Source organism: Halobacterium sp. KA-4 (assembly GCF_021028995.1).
In the GTDB taxonomy this organism is placed as follows: Archaea; Halobacteriota; Halobacteria; order Halobacteriales; family Halobacteriaceae; genus Halobacterium.
Map to the genome: position 1 here is coordinate 15,146 of NZ_JAJJZG010000022.1, position 17,161 is coordinate 32,306.

The 17,161-nt window shown below is 56.9% G+C and carries 22 protein-coding genes and 1 pseudogene; 13 read left to right on the forward strand and 10 right to left on the reverse strand.

Annotated elements, in window-relative coordinates:
• The first annotated feature begins 168 nt into the window (after positions 1-168).
• Positions 169-483, forward strand: coding sequence for a Duffy blood group (locus tag LPA44_RS15790; RefSeq protein ID WP_230890462.1), 315 nt, complete (start codon positions 169-171; stop codon positions 481-483).
• Positions 484-1,376: 893 nt separating this feature from the next.
• Here the strand turns inward: LPA44_RS15790 and LPA44_RS15795 are convergent.
• The 5 genes from LPA44_RS15795 to LPA44_RS15815 all read right to left on the reverse strand — a co-directional run bounded on the left by LPA44_RS15795 (position 1,377) and on the right by LPA44_RS15815 (position 5,440).
• The gene (locus LPA44_RS15795; protein ID WP_230890463.1) at positions 1,377-1,664 is read right to left on the reverse strand and encodes a hypothetical protein; all 288 of its coding nucleotides are present in this window, start codon (positions 1,662-1,664) and stop codon (positions 1,377-1,379) included.
• 104 nt (positions 1,665-1,768) lie between these two features.
• The gene (locus tag LPA44_RS15800; RefSeq protein WP_230890464.1) at positions 1,769-2,632 is read right to left on the reverse strand and encodes an ABC transporter permease; all 864 of its coding nucleotides are present in this window, start codon (positions 2,630-2,632) and stop codon (positions 1,769-1,771) included.
• On the reverse strand, positions 2,629-3,561 hold the full coding sequence (locus LPA44_RS15805) for an ABC transporter ATP-binding protein (protein WP_230890465.1): 933 nt from the start codon (positions 3,559-3,561) through the stop codon (positions 2,629-2,631). The genes LPA44_RS15800 and LPA44_RS15805 overlap by 4 nt, the downstream gene beginning before the upstream one ends.
• Positions 3,558-4,421, reverse strand: a complete 864-nt coding sequence (locus LPA44_RS15810; RefSeq protein ID WP_230890466.1) for an ABC transporter permease subunit — start codon at positions 4,419-4,421, stop codon at positions 3,558-3,560. Before LPA44_RS15810 ends, LPA44_RS15805 begins: the two co-directional genes overlap by 4 nt.
• Positions 4,422-5,158: 737 nt before the next feature.
• Positions 5,159-5,440 carry a PadR family transcriptional regulator gene (locus LPA44_RS15815; protein ID WP_230890467.1) on the reverse strand — a complete coding sequence of 94 codons (282 nt, stop codon included), beginning with the start codon at positions 5,438-5,440 and terminating at the stop codon, positions 5,159-5,161.
• A gap of 756 nt (positions 5,441-6,196) precedes the next feature.
• Here LPA44_RS15815 and LPA44_RS15820 point away from each other — a divergent pair.
• The 7 genes and pseudogenes from LPA44_RS15820 to LPA44_RS15850 all read left to right on the forward strand — a co-directional run bounded on the left by LPA44_RS15820 (position 6,197) and on the right by LPA44_RS15850 (position 11,528).
• Complete coding sequence (locus LPA44_RS15820; protein ID WP_230890468.1) at positions 6,197-7,180, forward strand: WD40 repeat domain-containing protein; 984 nt, start codon at positions 6,197-6,199, stop codon at positions 7,178-7,180.
• Between the two features lie 101 nt (positions 7,181-7,281).
• Positions 7,282-7,495, forward strand: a pseudogene (locus LPA44_RS15825) (RNA-guided endonuclease TnpB family protein); the annotation flags it as partial.
• Between the two features lie 313 nt (positions 7,496-7,808).
• Entirely contained in the window at positions 7,809-9,176 is a 1,368-nt protein-coding gene (locus LPA44_RS15830) for a hypothetical protein (RefSeq protein WP_230890469.1), read from the forward strand.
• Between the two features lie 225 nt (positions 9,177-9,401).
• Positions 9,402-9,746: a DUF2178 domain-containing protein gene (locus LPA44_RS15835; protein WP_230890470.1), complete on the forward strand. Its 345-nt coding sequence runs from the start codon at positions 9,402-9,404 to the stop codon at positions 9,744-9,746.
• Between the two features lie 2 nt (positions 9,747-9,748).
• The gene (locus LPA44_RS15840; RefSeq protein ID WP_230890471.1) at positions 9,749-9,961 is read left to right on the forward strand and encodes a helix-turn-helix transcriptional regulator; all 213 of its coding nucleotides are present in this window, start codon (positions 9,749-9,751) and stop codon (positions 9,959-9,961) included.
• Between the two features lie 245 nt (positions 9,962-10,206).
• A complete protein-coding gene (locus tag LPA44_RS15845) occupies positions 10,207-10,365 on the forward strand; it encodes a hypothetical protein (protein ID WP_230890472.1) in 159 nt (52 codons plus the stop codon).
• 923 nt (positions 10,366-11,288) lie between these two features.
• Positions 11,289-11,528 carry a hypothetical protein gene (locus tag LPA44_RS15850; protein WP_230890473.1) on the forward strand — a complete coding sequence of 80 codons (240 nt, stop codon included), beginning with the start codon at positions 11,289-11,291 and terminating at the stop codon, positions 11,526-11,528.
• Positions 11,529-11,672: 144 nt separating this feature from the next.
• Here LPA44_RS15850 and LPA44_RS15855 read toward each other — a convergent pair whose 3' ends face one another.
• Complete coding sequence (locus LPA44_RS15855) at positions 11,673-11,894, reverse strand: hypothetical protein (protein ID WP_230890474.1); 222 nt, start codon at positions 11,892-11,894, stop codon at positions 11,673-11,675.
• Between the two features lie 195 nt (positions 11,895-12,089).
• Between LPA44_RS15855 and LPA44_RS15860 the strand changes: the two genes are divergently transcribed.
• The 3 genes from LPA44_RS15860 to LPA44_RS15870 all read left to right on the forward strand — a co-directional run bounded on the left by LPA44_RS15860 (position 12,090) and on the right by LPA44_RS15870 (position 13,812).
• Positions 12,090-12,851: an ABC transporter ATP-binding protein gene (locus LPA44_RS15860; protein ID WP_230890475.1), complete on the forward strand. Its 762-nt coding sequence runs from the start codon at positions 12,090-12,092 to the stop codon at positions 12,849-12,851.
• A gap of 367 nt (positions 12,852-13,218) precedes the next feature.
• A complete protein-coding gene (locus LPA44_RS15865; RefSeq protein ID WP_230890476.1) occupies positions 13,219-13,425 on the forward strand; it encodes a hypothetical protein in 207 nt (68 codons plus the stop codon).
• Positions 13,426-13,434: 9 nt separating this feature from the next.
• A complete protein-coding gene (locus LPA44_RS15870) occupies positions 13,435-13,812 on the forward strand; it encodes a hypothetical protein (RefSeq protein WP_230890477.1) in 378 nt (125 codons plus the stop codon).
• 16 nt (positions 13,813-13,828) lie between these two features.
• Here LPA44_RS15870 and LPA44_RS15875 read toward each other — a convergent pair whose 3' ends face one another.
• Both LPA44_RS15875 and LPA44_RS15880 read right to left on the reverse strand, forming a co-directional pair.
• Positions 13,829-14,002 carry a hypothetical protein gene (locus LPA44_RS15875; protein ID WP_230890478.1) on the reverse strand — a complete coding sequence of 58 codons (174 nt, stop codon included), beginning with the start codon at positions 14,000-14,002 and terminating at the stop codon, positions 13,829-13,831.
• A 126-nt stretch (positions 14,003-14,128) separates the two neighbouring features.
• Positions 14,129-14,353, reverse strand: coding sequence for a hypothetical protein (locus LPA44_RS15880; RefSeq protein WP_230890479.1), 225 nt, complete (start codon positions 14,351-14,353; stop codon positions 14,129-14,131).
• A 314-nt stretch (positions 14,354-14,667) separates the two neighbouring features.
• On the opposite strand from LPA44_RS15880, the gene LPA44_RS18485 reads away from it, so the two are divergent.
• Complete coding sequence (locus LPA44_RS18485) at positions 14,668-14,820, forward strand: DUF7837 family putative zinc-binding protein (protein WP_442903408.1); 153 nt, start codon at positions 14,668-14,670, stop codon at positions 14,818-14,820.
• Positions 14,821-14,831: 11 nt separating this feature from the next.
• On the opposite strand, the gene LPA44_RS15885 is transcribed toward LPA44_RS18485, so the two are convergent.
• Positions 14,832-16,097, reverse strand: coding sequence for an RNA-guided endonuclease InsQ/TnpB family protein (locus LPA44_RS15885; RefSeq protein WP_230890480.1), 1,266 nt, complete (start codon positions 16,095-16,097; stop codon positions 14,832-14,834).
• Between the two features lie 146 nt (positions 16,098-16,243).
• Positions 16,244-16,849, reverse strand: coding sequence for a DUF835 domain-containing protein (locus tag LPA44_RS15890; RefSeq protein ID WP_230890481.1), 606 nt, complete (start codon positions 16,847-16,849; stop codon positions 16,244-16,246).
• Between the two features lie 121 nt (positions 16,850-16,970).
• On the opposite strand from LPA44_RS15890, the gene LPA44_RS15895 reads away from it, so the two are divergent.
• On the forward strand, positions 16,971-17,153 hold the full coding sequence (locus tag LPA44_RS15895) for a hypothetical protein (RefSeq protein ID WP_230890482.1): 183 nt from the start codon (positions 16,971-16,973) through the stop codon (positions 17,151-17,153).
• Positions 17,154-17,161 lie beyond the last annotated feature (8 nt).

Below are 17,161 nucleotides of genomic sequence, written 5' to 3' on the forward strand. Positions count from 1 at the left end.
CCACATCGAGGCGGATTCTTACCAGCGGACTCGGAAACAGCCGGTGAGTGGGTATGCGAAGTGAGCAGCTACTTGCCGTCAGAACGGCCTCGGCTACCGAAAGCGCTTACCGGAATCGATAGTGACGGACCCCAAATAGTTTTCTGACCGAGATTTGTATGCATTCGTATGGCTACGTCAGAATCACGTGCGCCCGCCGATGTTCCAAACCTCTACGACGGGCTTGCGGGGATTGTCGCGCTCTCCATCCTCGCGTGGGCGTTCCTGTACGCCTTCCAGCCGATATTCGGCCTCCTGCTGACGGTCGCCTTCGGCTCAGCGTACGCGGCTGGCCGTATCGACGACTTGGAACACGGCGTTGTCGTTGCTGGCCTCTGGGGATTCGTGATTGCGTCGGTTTGGTTCATCGGGACGTTCCTCAGTTTCGGTGTCGCCGCCATCCTCGCCGTCATCGGATACGGCTACTGGCGAGGCGCTTGGTAAGCAGGCCTCGGACTTGTAGACGGGACACCCACGTTTGGTTGCCAGCCTGTACTTCCCGAATTCACTCACCATATTGATGCGAATTCTCACTATCTAAGTCGGTGTGAAACAGCTGCTCAGACGGTGTGTGGCCCTGCCACTGTACTTTCTACAAACTGAGTTCCAACAGTCGTATAATACATATGCTCAACCTGAGTAGGATGGGCTATGTCTTCGACTGGGTTTCCGTCCTCGTGGAGTGACCCAGAGTATATCGCAACCGTTGTCGGTGTCCTCGCCACCGGCGTGGTTATATTCCACAGCGCGTTGACCAAATCTGGGCCAACCGTTGAGGAGGTACTATTCGTCGTGCTTGCTATCACTCTTCCAGCCGGAATCGCCTACGAGATCGCCAGCCGCTGGGGATAACGCTACAGTCTTACGAGGTAGACCTGATTATCTGGCTCTATTGAAGTGTGATGGGTCCAAAGCGGCACTCAGATTAGTGCCCTTGAGCTGTGTCTTATCTCCTCCAATTCAGAGCACGTTCCGTAGGACAAGTGCCGCCTGTACACACAGGAGAAACGTGACGAGTAGGACAATCCCCAATTGATAGTACGGACAGGCGCTAACGCTTCGTTCTTCGCGCTGCATTCGTAACGCGGACATCTATGCGCTCGCGTACTATCACGATCATCCCCGCGAAATGAGCGAAGTCGAAGCCGGCCGCAAGGACGCAATCGAGTCAATCAAAGAGTCGATTGATCGTCCGGACAGCGTTGAACCAGACACCGCCTGAAATGGCCGAGTGGCAGTTCCTCTTGGACGAGCATATTGACCCGAAAGCGTACCTATCTGGCCAAAGAAGACGTCGCTGACTGCCGAGAGAGAGCTCGGACCCTCCTTGAGGGACGTCATGATTCGTCGAGAGTGTAATCGCTGGTGTCGCCGGAGAGGAGTGTGAGCGCGTCGTAGCCGAGGCGGATGAGCAGGGCAACGAGTACTGTGTCAGTCCAGAGCGTGACACCCGCGAGAACAACTGCGCCGGGTAGCCACTGGAGGGCGTTCTGTGTGCTCCACCGCGCTCGCATCAGGAGGACGCCCATAATTGCGCCTGTACCTGCAATCCAGGGGTCTGCGTTGAATGCCAGGAGCGTTTCCAAGACGAATCCGTAGAAGATGGAGAGTGCGAAGTCAAACACTGCAAGATTATTAGTTAGATGATCGCAGCTGGAGGCCTTTGGAAATGCGACAACCCCGTCCTGTTTGGGCGCGGCTCCTGCTTGTTGAGCCGGCTGCAGGGATTCTACAGGTCCCGCCGACAGTATCGACCCACCGCGAGCACGAGGAGCGCAACGGGCCACGCGAACAGCGCGCAAAGCGAAACCCCGTCGGAGAGGACGAGCCCACCAATTGGAGCCGGCGGACGGGCAGTTGGAACCACCCGCGGGATGGCGACGAGTTGGGCGTGGGTGCCCGCGACGAGGAGTTGGTAAGGTTGGATGAGTAGTCCCGTCCGAAGCACCGACGGGACACCCGGGTCAACTCCGAGGAACGCGGATACGAGAAACGGACCCAGCGAGAGTGCGACCGCCCGTAATCGTGCCATGACCAGCGTCGAGACGGCCACCGTCGTCCCGGTCAACGACAGTGCGAACGCCACCGAGGCGAGGAGAAACAGGCCGTAACCGACCAGATCGGCGGTTCCAAACCGGAGCCACGACGTCAGCGCGCCCGCAGTCAGACCGAGTAACACTACGCTCCCCACAACGGCCGACCGGGCGAGGAGCTTCCCACCGACGACCGCACTACGTGAGACCGGGAACGTCTGGAGCGTCCGGAGCCGCCCCGACTCGGCGTCGCCGGCGAGCGTTCCGGCTGTGAGTACGACAACGACAAGCGGGAGCAGAAGTGTCAGTACTCGTCCAAGCGTGAACAGAACGACTGCGGTCGGTGAGAGAGGATCACCGTTGGGGACCAGTACGAGAAGCGTGAGCGGTTGTTCCCCCGGCCCGGGCGGATCGGCCCGCCGAACGACACTCACAACTGTGAGAACGAACAGGACGGCGACGGTCGGGACCGTCCAGCCACGCCAGAGCCACAGGAGTTCCTGTCGGGCGACGTGACCCGCCTGTGCCGCCAGCCGACGGACCGACGAACGGTCGGTCACTGCTCGTCGGTGTAGGCCTCAAACACCTGTTCGAGACCGGGGAGGGATTTCTCGTATGATTCGAGTGCCACGTCCGAGCGTTCGAGTGCGGCGATGACACTGGCGGTCTCCTGTTCGGCATCACACTGCACGATAAGTACGCCGTCGTCGGCAGTCACTCCAGTCACGCTGTTGAGGTCTCGAAGGAGCTCGCGGGCCCGGTCGATCGATCCAGTCGGCCTGACGCGGAGCGTCGCCTCGGTCTCGACGGTGCGCCGGAGGGTCTCCGCAGAGTCCTCCGCGACAAGCCGGCCATCGTCGATGATGCCGACCGTGTCACAGACTGCTTCAACCTGCGCGAGTTGGTGGGTCGAAAGCATGACGGTCGCGCCGCGAGCGTGTTCCTCACGGACGATGCGTCGTAACAGCTCGATTCCGTGGGGGTCGAGTCCGGCCGCCGGTTCGTCGAGCACGAGTAGATCGGGTGCGCCGACGAGTGCCATCGCCAGCCCCAGCCGCTGGGTCATTCCGTGCGAGTACCCGCCTGCGGTGCGGTCGGCGGCGTCGGCGAGTCCGACCCGCGCCAACGCCTCGTCCGTATCGATCGTCACGCGGTTCGCGCGGGCGGCGGCGTTGAGATGCTCCCGGCCGGTCAGGCGCTCGTACGGCGTGAACCCGTCTGGCAAGATACCGGTTCGTCGGCGGATCTTGACCGGTGAGGTACGGACGTCCATTCCGAGGACACGGACCGTCCCCTCGGTAGCGTGGACGAGCCCGACCAGCGCGTCGATGGTGGTCGATTTCCCCGCACCGTTCGGGCCAAGCAGGCCGTACACCGATCCGGCCGGCACCGTCAGCTCAAGCCCATCAACGGCCGTGACAGAGCCGAATCTCTTGGTGAAACCGTCTGTCACAACCGCAGGTGTGCTGTCGTCGGATGCGTCCGTCATCGGTTGAGATCCCACCGTTCATAGCCGACCGCGCCGAGCAGTGTTGGCACCACCACCCACGCACACAATACGAGGACTCCAGCCGCCATAGAGCCGAACAGCGGTCGAAAATCGCCGGTCGCGTCCGCCAGGGCCTGCTGGAAGAGCGTCGTCCAGTTCTCGTGCAGGCCGGCCAGCGCGACGTGGAAGGCGGTTTGCGGTGCGAACAAGCCGGCTTGCATGAACTGCGAGGAGAGGAGACCGCCCATGACTAGCAGGCCGACGGCGGCGACGACACCGAGCAGATACACCGCGATGGGCTCGCTCCGGAGCGTCGAAACCATCGCGCCGACGGCGACGCCGCCAGCGGCGTGGAGCGTCAGGAGAACGGCGAAGCCGAACACCATTGCCCGAGAAAGTTGAACCCCAGCGAGGGACGCAGCGACGACGGTACAGATCGTGAGGACGGCGACGACAACTGCGATAACCACGAGCCGGGAGAGGACCAGACCGACGAACACACTCCGCCGGCTGTACGGGAACGTCTGAATTGTCCGGAGCGTCCCCTCGGTACGGGGCGTCGTGACGGTGCCCACGCCGAGGAGAACGCCGGCACAGAGCAATAGCGGGCCGACGAAGACTGAGGTGGCAGCGTCGAGGATCAGGAGGTTCTGGCCAGGGTCGATTACGGAGAATACGCCGTCGTTTCGCAGCGACGCGTTCGGGGGATACGTAGAGATGGAGAGGTTGTGGACGCTCCAGAACGTACAGAACAGTGTGAGACCAGCGAGCGTTCCGACCGTGCCGCGCGAGCGACGGTGTCGGCGGAGTTCGAGTCGGACGATGTTCAGGAGGGCAGTAACGGTGTGCCGACCGTTCATATTTGAATAAGATAGCCAACCGATAAATCAGTTACTGCTCAGTCGGTGGGCGTATTAAGCGATTTGGCGTCTACTGCAGTTCTGTTGCCGTCCAGTTCCAAACTCGGGTTCCAGCGAGATACAATCCCACAAGTAGTACGCAAATCGTGACGCCGACCGTCAGTGCTACTGCCATCCACTCCCGCGGGTGGACTGTAATCGGCCGGGGTTTCAGCACCTGAAAGTACAGGTATGACAGGTCTTGGTAAAATACGTGTGGGAGAAGAAACCCAGCGAAACTCCCACCGCCGCAGGCGAGTGCCCAGACGAGGCGACTTGATGTGGACAGCCCTCGCCGCGTACAGTCCAGGTATACGAGACCGGTGACAACCATCCCGGCAGCAAGTCCGGTCCCAAGCAGGATTTCGAAGAGGGTCATAACGTCAGCGTATGCGGATAGAAACTCTCAGGGGTATAAGAGTGCGTTCTACTCGAACGGTTCGTAGTTCATCTGTACTTCGTAACAAGTCATAACCAGATTTGAAGTTTCCACGGATAGGAAGAGTGAATCCACGGCCACCACACCGGGATTCACCCGCTTGGGACTCTCCCAACACTGGCTGATCGCCATCGTGACGGAGACCGGCAGTTTGTCGACGTGCCCTCCTCCACTTGAACGTCAGCATTCTCAGCCGTCCGGTGGGTCAATAGAACGCACGTGATTGATCGGCGTTGTGGCGTGCCAAATCCGATCCGGATTAGGTGTCGACGTCGATATATTCAGATTCCCAGCTGCGACGTGCCGCAATTTCTCGACGTCCACGGCGAGTAAGGGTGTAGGAATTCGTTCGCTGGTCTACTTCTCCTTTCTCTACAAGTCCCTTATCAACGAGTGTATCTAGGTTTGGGTAGAGTCGGCCATGATGAATCTCGGATTCGTAGTACTCCTCTAGCTCGTCTTTGATCGCCAATCCGTGCGGCTCATCAAGTCCTGCAATCACATACAACAAATCGCGTTGAAACCCCGTCAAATCGTACATACATATATCATCCGCCGACTTTGGTAAAAGAGTTCGCACAATCTGCTGGCTATTAGAATCCAAGAGATGCACAGTCTCACTGTGCGCCTGAGTCGTTGCATCAGCACGAATCAGGCGGGCTGGGACTCTGCGCCAAAACAAGGCCACATGTACGTGGGTAAGATCTCGGTAGATCGCCACTGTCATTACCAAGTGCTATCTTCTACAAGGAGAGAATCCCGTCGTTTACGGCGTTGACGAGACGCGTTGAGTCTCGTTCGCACACCAGAACGCTCCGCGTTCTGGGGACGGGCGTGAATCCACCAACGCCGACACAAACCTCGTTCAGCAGCAATACGGATATTTAAGTGGAATCGTATCATAGAGTGACAGACACCGAGGCGGTCACACCGCCCACTCAAATGCACAATATCGGGACTCCGAGGCCCAAAACGTTTGAGACACCCTCTCGAAGGGCTGTGGTGTCTCGGTCAGAAGATAACTCCGAGTCCCCTGCTAGGATAGGAGTAACGGCGGTGTGGCCCCGTCCTCAGAACGCATAGCGTTCTGATGGGCTGCGCAAGAGCCCTGCTCTTGCGAACGCCATCGGCCTGTCTTGTCGATAGGTCGCAAACCAGCAAATATCCCAACTCAGCGGTGTGGTACCGCGGGAAGCCTCGCCGTTTACCGCGAGGAGGAGGTCACGTTTCGTCTCAAGTCTTCTCCAAAAATTCAGTTTGGCAAATAATTATGCTGTCGACTACGCGATTGCGTTGTATGCTGTGGGCAGGAACTGGTGATGGCGTGTACCGAGTTACCGGTATCACCCAGACAGCAGAAGCAACCGTCGAAAAAGTACTCAATGTGCCGCGTGTCGAACGTGTCCGGCAATTCGACGCGATTGACGGTCTATTCGCAGCCTCGGACACTGGCCTCTACTATTCTCAAGACGGCGAGGACTGGACGGACCTCGGTGTCCCAGAAGAAACGGTTTGGGCCGTCACGTACGAACCAACAACCAAGCGACTGTACGCCGGCACCGCACCAGCACACGTCTACCGTTCCAACCCCCTCCCCAACCACCAACCCACCGCAGCGGACCTCTCGTGGGAGGATCTCTCCGGGTTCCAAGAATTGCCGTCGCAGGATGCCTGGGGCGTCGAACGCCACGATTACATCGCTCGTGTCCGCAGTCTCTGCAGCAACCCGAATGCGCCTGGTCAGGTGTTTGCCGGTGTCGAACCCGGCGGCGTTCACGTCACCGACGACAACGGACAGACCTGGGAAGAACGCCGGGACGGCGTCCATGACGACATCCATAACCTCCGCTGCAGTGCCCAAGACGAGGTCGTCGCGGCAACCGGTGTGGGGCTCTACCGCTCTCACGATGCGGGTCACACCTGGACACGACTCGATGAGGGGCTTGATCAACAATACTTTCGGGCCGCATTCGTCCACGACGACACCCTGTACACGTCCGCGGCCTGTGTTCCCCCAACCCGTTGGGACAGCGACGACGCCGAACCTGTGCTCCTCACAGCCAGTGCCGGCGAGTCACTCACGCCAGTTGAATCGCCGCACCCCGACGAAGTCGTCGTCGGGTGGACGACTATCGATGGTGACCCTGTCGGAGCAACCCACCGCGGTACCATCCTCCGTAAGGCCGGTGACACATGGACGAGGGTCGGAACGATTCCCACACCAGACTCTCTCCACGGCAAATACATCAACCTCGCTTGGTTCGATCCGGTGGACGCCTAACGTCCCAATTCTCCGCCGGACAAGGTTCACCGCTTTGTATTCCGAGCGATGAGGTCGTTGTCGGCTCGATCCTCAGTTGTCATCCAGCGATGCACGGACCGTGTTACACACGTGGCGTGGAGACAGCGAACCCAATCTGGGTACGTAGACACTCCTGCCCCTCGTGTGGATTCGAGGCGGACAGGGACGCGAAGCGGCTTTGCTGAGTCAGGGCTAGGATGGTCCGAATCGACGCCTGTGAAGCCTGCGCACCCTGTGGACACCACTCAGGTGTCTGCAAAGCACGTCGTTGAACCAGGAAGCCTCGGGGCTTGACCCGAGGCTTTTCAGAAGAGCGGTCTGATATCCGGATACGATCGTGATGGCTCGCTCTTGGCTCCGGCATGCTCTTCTAATCGCGCGCATCGAGCGCACGCGGAGCCAACGCCAACCCGGCCATTCGTCCACTTGGCAGACACTCCGCGTGATCGCCCTTGTCGTGTTCTCTATTGGAGGTGGCATCGGCGCATACGGGGTTGGCCAATTAGTTGCTCGTGGCCGCCTTACACTGCCGGTTAGCGCTATCCAGGCCACCGTCGTCGCGGGATTTCTCACGTTTCTCTGGATGGCAATACAGCGGACATCAAGGGTGAACGAGCAGCTCAATACGGATCACCTGTTGACGACGGTCAGGGCGTCTGAAGCCGCGCTTGGCCTAGTGTTCACCGTGTATCGTCGAGTCGCGGTTCCAGTGTTCCTTCCAGCTCTCGGCGTTGCTGTCGGGCTTGCACTTGGCACGCAAACGCCGGTCATAGCTCTCACTACTGGTGTCGCAGTCGTTGGAATCGTTACGCTCGCCGCCCTCCTCGGTATTGTTCTCCGCCTCGGTGCGAAACTCGCCACCAGTCAGTCACCCCGCCTCCGCCGATACAAGAATTACACCTACGTCCTTGCGTTCATACTCGCGTTCTTCATCTGGATCACCATATTTCAAGGCCCAGTCTCGAACCAGGCGACGATTGAATGGCTTCGAGTGGTCCCGCTCGCGTGGTTCGTTGATCTCGCTTTCCTCGGGCTCACAGACGTTCCGGCCAGCCAAGCCCGCGGCCTCGGCGTGCTCGGCGCGACTGTCGTTGGACTCCCTATCTTGATGATGGCAACTATTTCGCTCGCTGAACGCGTTTGGACTGCTGACCGGGTCGGCGAATCAGAAATTCACCGTTCGCGGTCCCTGGTTGGTGCCGGACTTGCTGAGCGAATGTTCGCTGGGTGGGTATCGCGGCCGGTGTTGACCGTCGCACGGAAGCGCTGGCTGCAAGAACGCCGCGTTCCGATTGGATTGCTTTTCCAGGGGTATGTGCTCATGCTGACCCCGCTCGTGTTTCTCCCGATTTTCGCCGCTGGTGAGGTGCCGGGTGTCTCACTCGTCTCGCTCGCATTTCTATCCGCGATCGGGACGGCACTTGCCTTTGGGGCGGAACTGCTTGGAGCCGAATACTCGTCGTTACCGATGACGCTCACTTCGGTGTCAGGGCGTCACTTCATCAAGGGAACCATGTTTGCCGGCGTCACAATCAGCGGCCCGCTCACGATGCTGGTGATTCTCCTGCTTGGTCTTGGGAGTCCACTCGGTGGCGTTGAACTGCTAGTGCTGGGCTTGGCAGGTATCTCCCTCATCGCATGTAGCGTGACGGTGTCAGCACTGCTCGCGTTGGACGTGTCGTACTACGAGTTCCGGCCAGAATCGATTCCGTTCACTGGCATCACAGCGTATATTGAGAGTGGTGGTATTTTCAAATGGGCGAAGATTTTTGCGGCCGTTGGACTCGTCTGCCTGCCAGCATTCGTGGTCTACGGAGCGGCGTTCGTTGGCGGGCCAGTAGCACCGGCACTCGGTGCCTCCATGCCAGCCGTTCGAATCGCGGTACTCCTTGTGACGGTGTTCCTCGCTACCATCGTCACGGTCTTGGCGTATCGGCGAGCAGTCACACGGTTCAACGAGTACACCCTCCCATGACCGCAGCAGTATCCAACTATGGTGGTATTCTATTGACTGAGGAGGACGGATTCCCCAATTAGTGTATCGCAGATGGTGTCTGTTTTAAACAAAATCCTTTTTATAAAGGTGTAAAGATTGCTTTACTGTAAAGGAGGCTTTACGGAAAGCGAGGTTGACACGACCATGTCAGAACTCACACCCACCGGCATACAATCCCGGCCACCACAGACGTACAAACGACTGATGACATCCTGCTTCGTGTTCGCAGGAATCGCGCTCGGTGTCGGAACCGCCCTCGAATTCCCACTCGTCGCCGTCGGCCTCTACATCCTCGGAATGGCCGGCGGAATGGTCATCCCGTACATCACGGACTACACCATGTTCGACGAGCGAGACACCACAATCCACCAGCGTGCGAGTGGCACCACCCTCGCACTGTTCGGGTGGCTCTCCACTCTCGTATTCCCGTCGCTAGTCGCGTTATCGACAACCCCACACTTCGAATGGGGGCCCGCAACGACCACCCTCAGTATCACCACCGCAATCGTTTACCTCACCTATGCGCTTCTCCTCGGCTACTACCGATAACGATGCACTCTAGAATCCGCGAGGAACGGCAAGCACGTGACGAGAGTCAAGCCGACCTTGCGGACGCAGTCGGCGTCTCTCGGCAGACTATCAACGCGATCGAACGCAACCGGTATGATCCCTCACTGGAACTCGCGTTCAAACTCGCAGATCATTTCGATTGTGCGATTGAGGACCTATTCAACCCCGAGACTGAGGGTGCCAATGCGCCCTGAGATCCCAGAGCGTAGGTTTGGAGGAGGGTATATACTGCGAAGAATAGTACTGAAGTGCATGTCCAGAGACGACGAGAAGCCAGATGATGAAAGGGAGAAGAATGAGTGGCTTGACCGTTTCATCAATGTTCTCGCCACTTATCTTCCTTAATCGCTATTGGATCCATTCAACGATGGATACAGAGAAACTACTGAACGGTAACGGTGTGGACAAAATCTATTATCCGGATGACCGTACGTTGCCTATGGCCATCTTTGAGTTTCTCCTCTTTTGGGGACCCATCGGATTTGCACTAATGGTTGCCGCGTCCTACCTCGGAACAAAACTCGCGCTCCGCTCGTACTTCGAGGGTGAAGACCCTCCAGCAAGCCCGGTCGCTATCGAAGATGAGTCTACCGACTAATAGGTTCACACCTACTGAGCGGCTGTTTCACTCCAAATAGGCTGGTAAGAATTCGCCTCGATGTATTGCGTAGCTTCGCTAAGTGCAGGAACCTATTTATCAGAACCAAATCCTCCTTCCAAGCCCTATTGAGGTTCCAGAGCGAAAATCCAACATGACGAATCGACTTAATGAGTATCTGAAGGAACGACCATACCTTGGCGGCCTCGTTGTCCTTGGGTATCTCCTTATTGGATTGTTCATATGGGCGATAATTTTCCAACCATCCCGTTCAATCACGGCGATTGTTAGTGACTCCGGTCTTTGGCTTGCCTTCTTCCTCATAGGGCCAGTCGTTTACGCAGCATATGTTGCCACTTCAAAACAAATCCAATAAGTAGGTCAGTGGCAGATAGCCACGCACACCGACTAAGCGGCTGTTTCACTCCAAATCCACTGGTAAGAACCCTCCTCGATGTGGTGCGTATCTTCGCTCAGTTCAGGCGTCCCACCCACCGAAGCCTTGACGGATACTCGTCGGTAATCCTCTGATAGATTCGGCGTGGATTATTTTGATAATCAAGTGGTTCGAGCGCTCGCCTTCTTTCTCGCCTGTGTCGTAGTTGGGCTACCGATGTGGGTGTTCATTCTCTACCCAACAGAGGAAGCAATAACCTACCTGAGTGACCCGATAACGTGGGCTATCCTCATCGGTACGTGGCTTTTGCTGACTGTCTCGTTCCTGATTGCGCAACGCAGAGCAGGCTAAGTCACCCGTAACTTTGCACACTCACTTACCGGCTGTTTCACACCGACACAGGTGGGGAGAACCCGTCTCGATGTGGTGAGTCCCTTCGGTACGTACAGGCAGGGTAATTAGTGTAGACGAGAACTTATTTTCGTGAAACAAGGTTATAACATTACAGGTCTAATTCAGATATGACATGGAGGTTACAGAGTTCCGATGGGGACGGATATTGGCGTTTTTCCTCGGAGCTCTCAGTGCCATCCTCTATATTTGGGTGAACCCATTTGAGTTTCTTCCTGCTCCAGTCGCTGCCGCTCTCGCTTCAATACCAGTGATCATGACATTCTATGGGGTTACTGAACGGTCATGGAAAGCATGTATCCTGGCTGGGGCAAGTGGTGGTATCGGGCTGGGAATTGGAAGATATATCGGATAAGAGAAACACGCTATTGGGCGTGATGGGGTTGCTGTCCTATCAATTGGCTGTTCCACTCCAAATTCAACTGGTGAGAACCCGCTAGATCTGGTTCGTCGTTCAGTTACGTACAGGTCAAAGATCTACCCCTGAGTAGGAGAGATCCTATACGAAGTGTTTGAGGAGGAAGTATGTGGTCGCAAAGATAATGCCGAATAAGAGGCCCTCGACGAGTCCTTCCATAATAGACCTGCCCGAGAGAACGACTTCCAGTAGAAGACGCCCAGTAGCGAGGAATACGATGAGTAGCAGATACCAAATCAGTTGGTGTGATTCGAGCCACGTATCCGCCCGCGAAACCTGCTCCCGGACAGTTGCCAACTCCATCTTCCAAATACAGTCTATCCTACAAAATATAGTTTATGACTCTTTAATCGCCCATCCCGATACGTGTACTATAACCTACCGAGGGCTGTTGCGTCACAGATCGTGTCTAATCAATCGGTTCAGCAGAGTTGTATCATCTGCGTTCACCGGTGATAGGGGCACTCTCAAGACAACGGGCTGTCAACATGCCAAGTAATGGCCGAACGTCTGGCGATTAATACGACCGGCCTCACAAAGGAATACGGCGATACAACAGCTGTTTCAGATCTGAATCTCGCTATTCCCAAGGGGCACGTATACGGTTTCCTCGGGCCGAACGGCGCGGGAAAAACCACTACGATTCGAATGTTAACCGCGCTTACCGACCCAACCAGCGGCACCGGCTATGTTGCCGGCCAACCCATTACAAACCGGCAGGCCATCATCCCCCACATCGGGTATCTCCCCGAATCACCACCGATCTACGACGAACTCACCGCCCGCGAACAGCTTGAATACCACGGCGGCCTCCGTGATATGGACTCCTCCGAAATTGACGATCGGATTGAGGAATTGCTAGACCGGTTCGACTTGACGGCTGATGCGGACGATCGGATTTCGACGTATTCGAAGGGGATGAAACAGAAGACTGGGTTGATTCAGGCGCTCATGCACGAGCCCGATGTCGTCATTCTGGATGAACCGACCAGTGGCTTAGATCCGCGGGCCGCGCGCACTGTCCGGGACACGATTACCGAGTTGGCTGCTGGTGATCGAACGGTTTTCCTCTCAACCCACATCCTTCCGGTCGTGGAGGAATTGGCAACAGAGGTCGGAATCCTCTACGACGGCGAGTTAGTGGCAGATGGATCACCGGGGGAACTCAAAGACCGGATGGAAGTGGGCGGTGAACGAACGCTGGAGGAGGTCTTTCTGGACGTCACAACCGATGCTGCATATGATGGTGTCGAATCTTAATGGGCTGCCACCCAGACGGAGCTCGGCTCCGCACTCATTCTCGGTTGCTTACGGTTGTTGTCCTGTCTTCCCGACGTGGACAAACCCACTCCCGGAATGGCCACCGCCTGTTTTCAAACCAAGAGAACCTATAGTAGAATCTGGAAGTCTTTGTAGTGGCACCTATCGTAGATAGGCGAGCTTAGTCGGTTCTTGAGGATATGGTGAGAGATGTGAGTAGACACTTCTGGAGATTACTATAGATCGCTGGCCGGGCGTGGCGCACCGATTGTGACCGAAAACGGTGGTTATCTGTCCGGAGAGTGGGATTCTCAGCCGCAGCACATCGTGACCGACATTTTTGATCTTGTCCAGTAAGGCACTCAGTATGGACGTTTCTGACGTAGTCGTTACCCACCTCCCCACAGCAGTAGTTGCATCGCTGTTACTCGCAGCGTTCGACGTCTACACTGGGGAGATTACGTCACCGTCCCAACTCGGTATCGACGTGTTGGTTCATAGTCTGGCCTTCTTCGTCGGCTTCGTCGTCATTGAGGCAGTCTGGAAGCAGGTCTTTAGTAAAGAAGGGTTGTGAGGTTCCAGTATGGAGGAGACGGCCCCGGTGGACGTGGCGGTGTCGTTTCTTGAACGGTTCAGTAATGGGGAGTTCGAATCGGCAGACAAGCTCATTCACTCCGAGGGGCCACTAGATGGAGCCGCTGATTTCGCTTTGCTCTCATCGTTGCTGTTCACTGATTTCCTCGCCACGTTCATTCTGGGAGCAATCCCGACGGAAGTCACGGAGACGACAGTCATCGAGGAGGGGCCGACGACGGCGAGCATCGACACGACCCTCGATGTCGCGGGAGTATGGTCGATTGACGCACGAATCGAACTACGACCGCGGGACTTCGACGAACAGCATCTCGGTGATGGGCGACGCGCTGGCTGGGCGGTTTGGACCGTCGATTTCGAGGTATGATACGACGGCGGTGTGCTCAGTCGGTGTGCGTTCCGCGTGCGGTTTTGAGGCCGTAGACGACGGCACTTCCGCCGAGTATCACTAGGAGGACCTGCTGCCAGAGCTCGCTGACCGAGACGGCGACAACCAGGCAGACCACGCCGAACAGGATGTCCCAGCCTGCACTGGCTAGCGGTGACTTCCCGGGCATACAACACACTTCGTGGTCCTCTCTCAAAAATTGGTACCCTGATGGGTGGGCAATTCCGGATGACAACCGTCGTGCCGGGTAGTTGCTCTGTGACCGGGTGAGGCGTTCAACTGATGCGACGACTGGTTAGCTGAATGTGTCGGCGAGCATCGCTCGCAGGTCGTAGATGTTGGCGATGATCGCACAGGCGACCATCAGGACGACCGCAGCGAAGAAGATGATAAGCCCGAAGGTGCTGTCGAACAGTTGCTCGGGGACGAGGAACGCAATCGCTATCACGCCCATACAGGCGATTGCAACACCCACGACGATGGCAGCACCATACCGCTGCCAGGCTGCGTACGCCGCCATACGTCACTGTACCCGTCCTCGGCCAAAATACTGTGCCTCCTGGCCAAACTCACTTCCGCCGCACGCTGGCATTACAGGGTCTCGGACGTTACCTCAACAACGACATCGGCCTTATTGATTGAACGGAGGTGAGCGGGAATGGACGAATTCCCCTTGTTCATCTGCCACCTGAGGGTGCGTACGTAGTCGGTATGGGTTGCGCGTATTCGCCGGTTATTTCGTCTACGAGCCGCTGGAACAGTCGAAACCATTAGGGCAACGCAATCAAACGTTAAGACGGACGGAAGAGTCACACGCTCCGTCCACCCCGTTCCATGACCACAGACACATCGCTACTTGGGTGCTGTCCGAACTGTGGCGACCGCATTACCCAAGCGTGGTCACTCGTTGAATACGAGACGAGCGACGGAGAGGACGGACTCTGGGCAGAATGTCCCGGCTGTGAGGATGTCGTCGAGCCCAAGTGAACTACCCCACCCTACTCGCGGACGGCTGACGCCGTTCGCTCGTTGAGGGTGGGGCTTCCTGTTTCGATGACGCGCTTTCCAGACACTGACTCAACGCGAGTCGTGTCCGTAGGGAGCGCAGTCTCCACAGGCGTCGATTCGGGCCATCCCAGCCCTGGGTGAGAAAAGCCGCGCTGCAAGATGTTCATCGCCGCGTTCGCGTCCCTGTCTGTCTCAAACCCACACGACGGACAGGCGTGTTCTCGCACCCAGATCGGTTTATCTGTCTCCACACCACACGACGCGCATTCTTTGGTCGTCCCCGCCGCGTCCACCTGCACGACGTGCGTGCCGTACAACTCGGCTTTGTATTCGAGCAGATTGATGAATTGGCGCCACGCCGCATCCTGCTTGTTCCGGGCGTTCTGGGACTGTTCGAGCATCTCTTTCACGTCCAAGTCTTCGACGAATACGGCGTCGTATTCGCGGACGAGCCAGGTGGTGAGTTTGTGCTGGTAGTCCAGTACCTTCCGCCGGATGTGGCGCTTGACGTTTGCAACCCTCTGGCGTTGTTGGTCGTAGTTGGTTGAGCCGTGGTCTTTCCGCGAGAGGGTGCGCTGTTCGCGGCGAAGCCGCTCGTACTCCTCAGAGAGGTCAAGCCAATCCACAGCCGTCCCATCTGAGGTGTGAATGTAGTTCTGGATACCGAGATCAATCCCGATGCTATTGGTCGTATCGAGGGAGTCAACGTCGGGTTTCTCGGGGAGGTCAGCAGCATCGGTTTCGAGGCCGAAAGAGACGAACCACTCACCGGTCGTCTCCTTCTTGACTGTGACTTCCTTGATGGTGGCTTCGTCGGGGAGCGGGCGGTGATACCGGATCGGGATATCGCCGATTTTTGAGAGCCAGAGTGTCGCACGTCGGCCACTCGTGTTTTTGAGTTCGAAGCCAGACTGCGAATACGTCAGACTCTGGTACTCAGTTGGTGATTTCCAGTTGAGTTTCCCGACCTTGTTTCCGTTCTCTTTTTGCGTGGCGAGGTTTGAGAGGTTCTGGTAGAAGCGCGTGACGGTTCGCTGAAGTGCTTTCGAGTGCACCTCTTTGAACACAGCGAAGTCGTCTTTCCAGTCGGTGAGGCGGTCGTGATGCTTGTACGCCGATCCAATATTGTCGGCGTCAACGTTCTCGTACTCGTAGCGAGTATAGTTGTACGCCTGGCGATGAACGTCGATATGATAGTCCAGTGTAGCCGCTACCTGTTGTGTCGGATATGCACGGTAGCGGTGACTGTACTCCAACGCTATCTTGTGAATCGGGGTGTGTCTCCTTAATGGTTTATACTGGCGTGCGGCGATTCATCCCCTCCCTACTCGCTCGCGTTGCTCGCTCCTTGAGGAAGGGGCATTCTCGCCTTATCTCTGGTAAAACCTGAAATACCTCGGATTTAGGCTGGCGAATCCGTGTCCTCGATGACGGCGTCGAATAGCGTACGAAGTGTGGAGATTGTCTGGTTGTCGTGGGCCTCGGGATCGAGATGGAAGTGTGCAACTGCGCCCGCTGATTGAAGCCGGCCAGTGAGAACGTGGAGGAATCGGAATGCTTCTTGCACGTCAACGTACTGGAGCAGCTCTGTCAGGGAATCGAAGCAGACAACGAAGTTGTTTGGGCTACTGTTTTTGCTTTCGGCTTCCCATCGGCCAAGGCACTCGCTGATGGCGATTCCGAGTTCCGCCAAATTGTGTGGGTCGCTGACTGTCTCAATAGGGATTCCGCCATTCACCGTCGGCGCTCCGTCTGTCGTCGCTGGTGATGCCGACCGTGTGAAGTCCCCGACGCGGATGACGTTCAGTTGGGCCAGGCGTTCGCCTGTGTTCTGCTCCCAGGCTTGTAACCAGTTCGTCGGTCGATCGTGGTTCGTGTAGGTGACGAGAAGCGCTACCGTGTCCGTCGGCTCAGAGACGGTGAGAGAGTTGATACAGGCGTCACCCCCAGTGGAAACCGGGGAAGAGAGAATGAGACTACAGTCTGTTTTATCGTTCGGCCTCCCCATACTCCTATGTCATATTCTACCGCCTTAATGATGCTGTATCAGTAATCTAACTAACTTCTTATGTACATACTACGTAAAATGTCTGAAAACTGGTATCTGTACATCGTCAGCAAGCTCGTACATGGCGAAGAAGACGGTCAAGGTTCGAGGACGAGAAGGCACTGCGACGATGGACATCTCTATTCCTGCTCGCATCACCCGTGAACACGACGTTGAACGCGGAGACGTATTCACGATCGAAGCTGATACCGACGATGAAGGCCGCTTGGTTCTCCAATACACGAGAGTGTACGACGGTGAATAATTACTGCG

Bases quoted from the DNA above. Each gene is read 5' to 3' on its own strand.
- LPA44_RS15790 (WP_230890462.1), top strand. From the start codon at position 169: ATGGCTACGTCAGAATCACGTGCGCCCGCCGATGTTCCAAACCTCTAC.
- LPA44_RS15805 (WP_230890465.1), bottom strand. From the start codon at position 3,561: ATGACGGACGCATCCGACGACAGCACACCTGCGGTTGTGACAGACGGT.
- LPA44_RS15810 (WP_230890466.1), bottom strand. From the start codon at position 4,421: ATGAACGGTCGGCACACCGTTACTGCCCTCCTGAACATCGTCCGACTC.
- LPA44_RS15815 (WP_230890467.1), bottom strand. From the start codon at position 5,440: ATGTACGATTTGACGGGGTTTCAACGCGATTTGTTGTATGTGATTGCA.
- LPA44_RS15820 (WP_230890468.1), top strand. From the start codon at position 6,197: ATGCTGTGGGCAGGAACTGGTGATGGCGTGTACCGAGTTACCGGTATC.
- LPA44_RS15835 (WP_230890470.1), top strand. From the start codon at position 9,402: ATGACATCCTGCTTCGTGTTCGCAGGAATCGCGCTCGGTGTCGGAACC.
- LPA44_RS15840 (WP_230890471.1), top strand. From the start codon at position 9,749: ATGCACTCTAGAATCCGCGAGGAACGGCAAGCACGTGACGAGAGTCAA.
- LPA44_RS15845 (WP_230890472.1), top strand. From the start codon at position 10,207: ATGGCCATCTTTGAGTTTCTCCTCTTTTGGGGACCCATCGGATTTGCA.
- LPA44_RS15850 (WP_230890473.1), top strand. From the start codon at position 11,289: ATGGAGGTTACAGAGTTCCGATGGGGACGGATATTGGCGTTTTTCCTC.
- LPA44_RS15855 (WP_230890474.1), bottom strand. From the start codon at position 11,894: ATGGAGTTGGCAACTGTCCGGGAGCAGGTTTCGCGGGCGGATACGTGG.
- LPA44_RS15860 (WP_230890475.1), top strand. From the start codon at position 12,090: ATGGCCGAACGTCTGGCGATTAATACGACCGGCCTCACAAAGGAATAC.
- LPA44_RS15865 (WP_230890476.1), top strand. From the start codon at position 13,219: ATGGACGTTTCTGACGTAGTCGTTACCCACCTCCCCACAGCAGTAGTT.
- LPA44_RS15870 (WP_230890477.1), top strand. From the start codon at position 13,435: ATGGAGGAGACGGCCCCGGTGGACGTGGCGGTGTCGTTTCTTGAACGG.
- LPA44_RS15875 (WP_230890478.1), bottom strand. From the start codon at position 14,002: ATGCCCGGGAAGTCACCGCTAGCCAGTGCAGGCTGGGACATCCTGTTC.
- LPA44_RS15880 (WP_230890479.1), bottom strand. From the start codon at position 14,353: ATGGCGGCGTACGCAGCCTGGCAGCGGTATGGTGCTGCCATCGTCGTG.
- LPA44_RS18485 (WP_442903408.1), top strand. From the start codon at position 14,668: ATGACCACAGACACATCGCTACTTGGGTGCTGTCCGAACTGTGGCGAC.
- LPA44_RS15890 (WP_230890481.1), bottom strand. From the start codon at position 16,849: ATGGGGAGGCCGAACGATAAAACAGACTGTAGTCTCATTCTCTCTTCC.
- LPA44_RS15895 (WP_230890482.1), top strand. From the start codon at position 16,971: ATGGCGAAGAAGACGGTCAAGGTTCGAGGACGAGAAGGCACTGCGACG.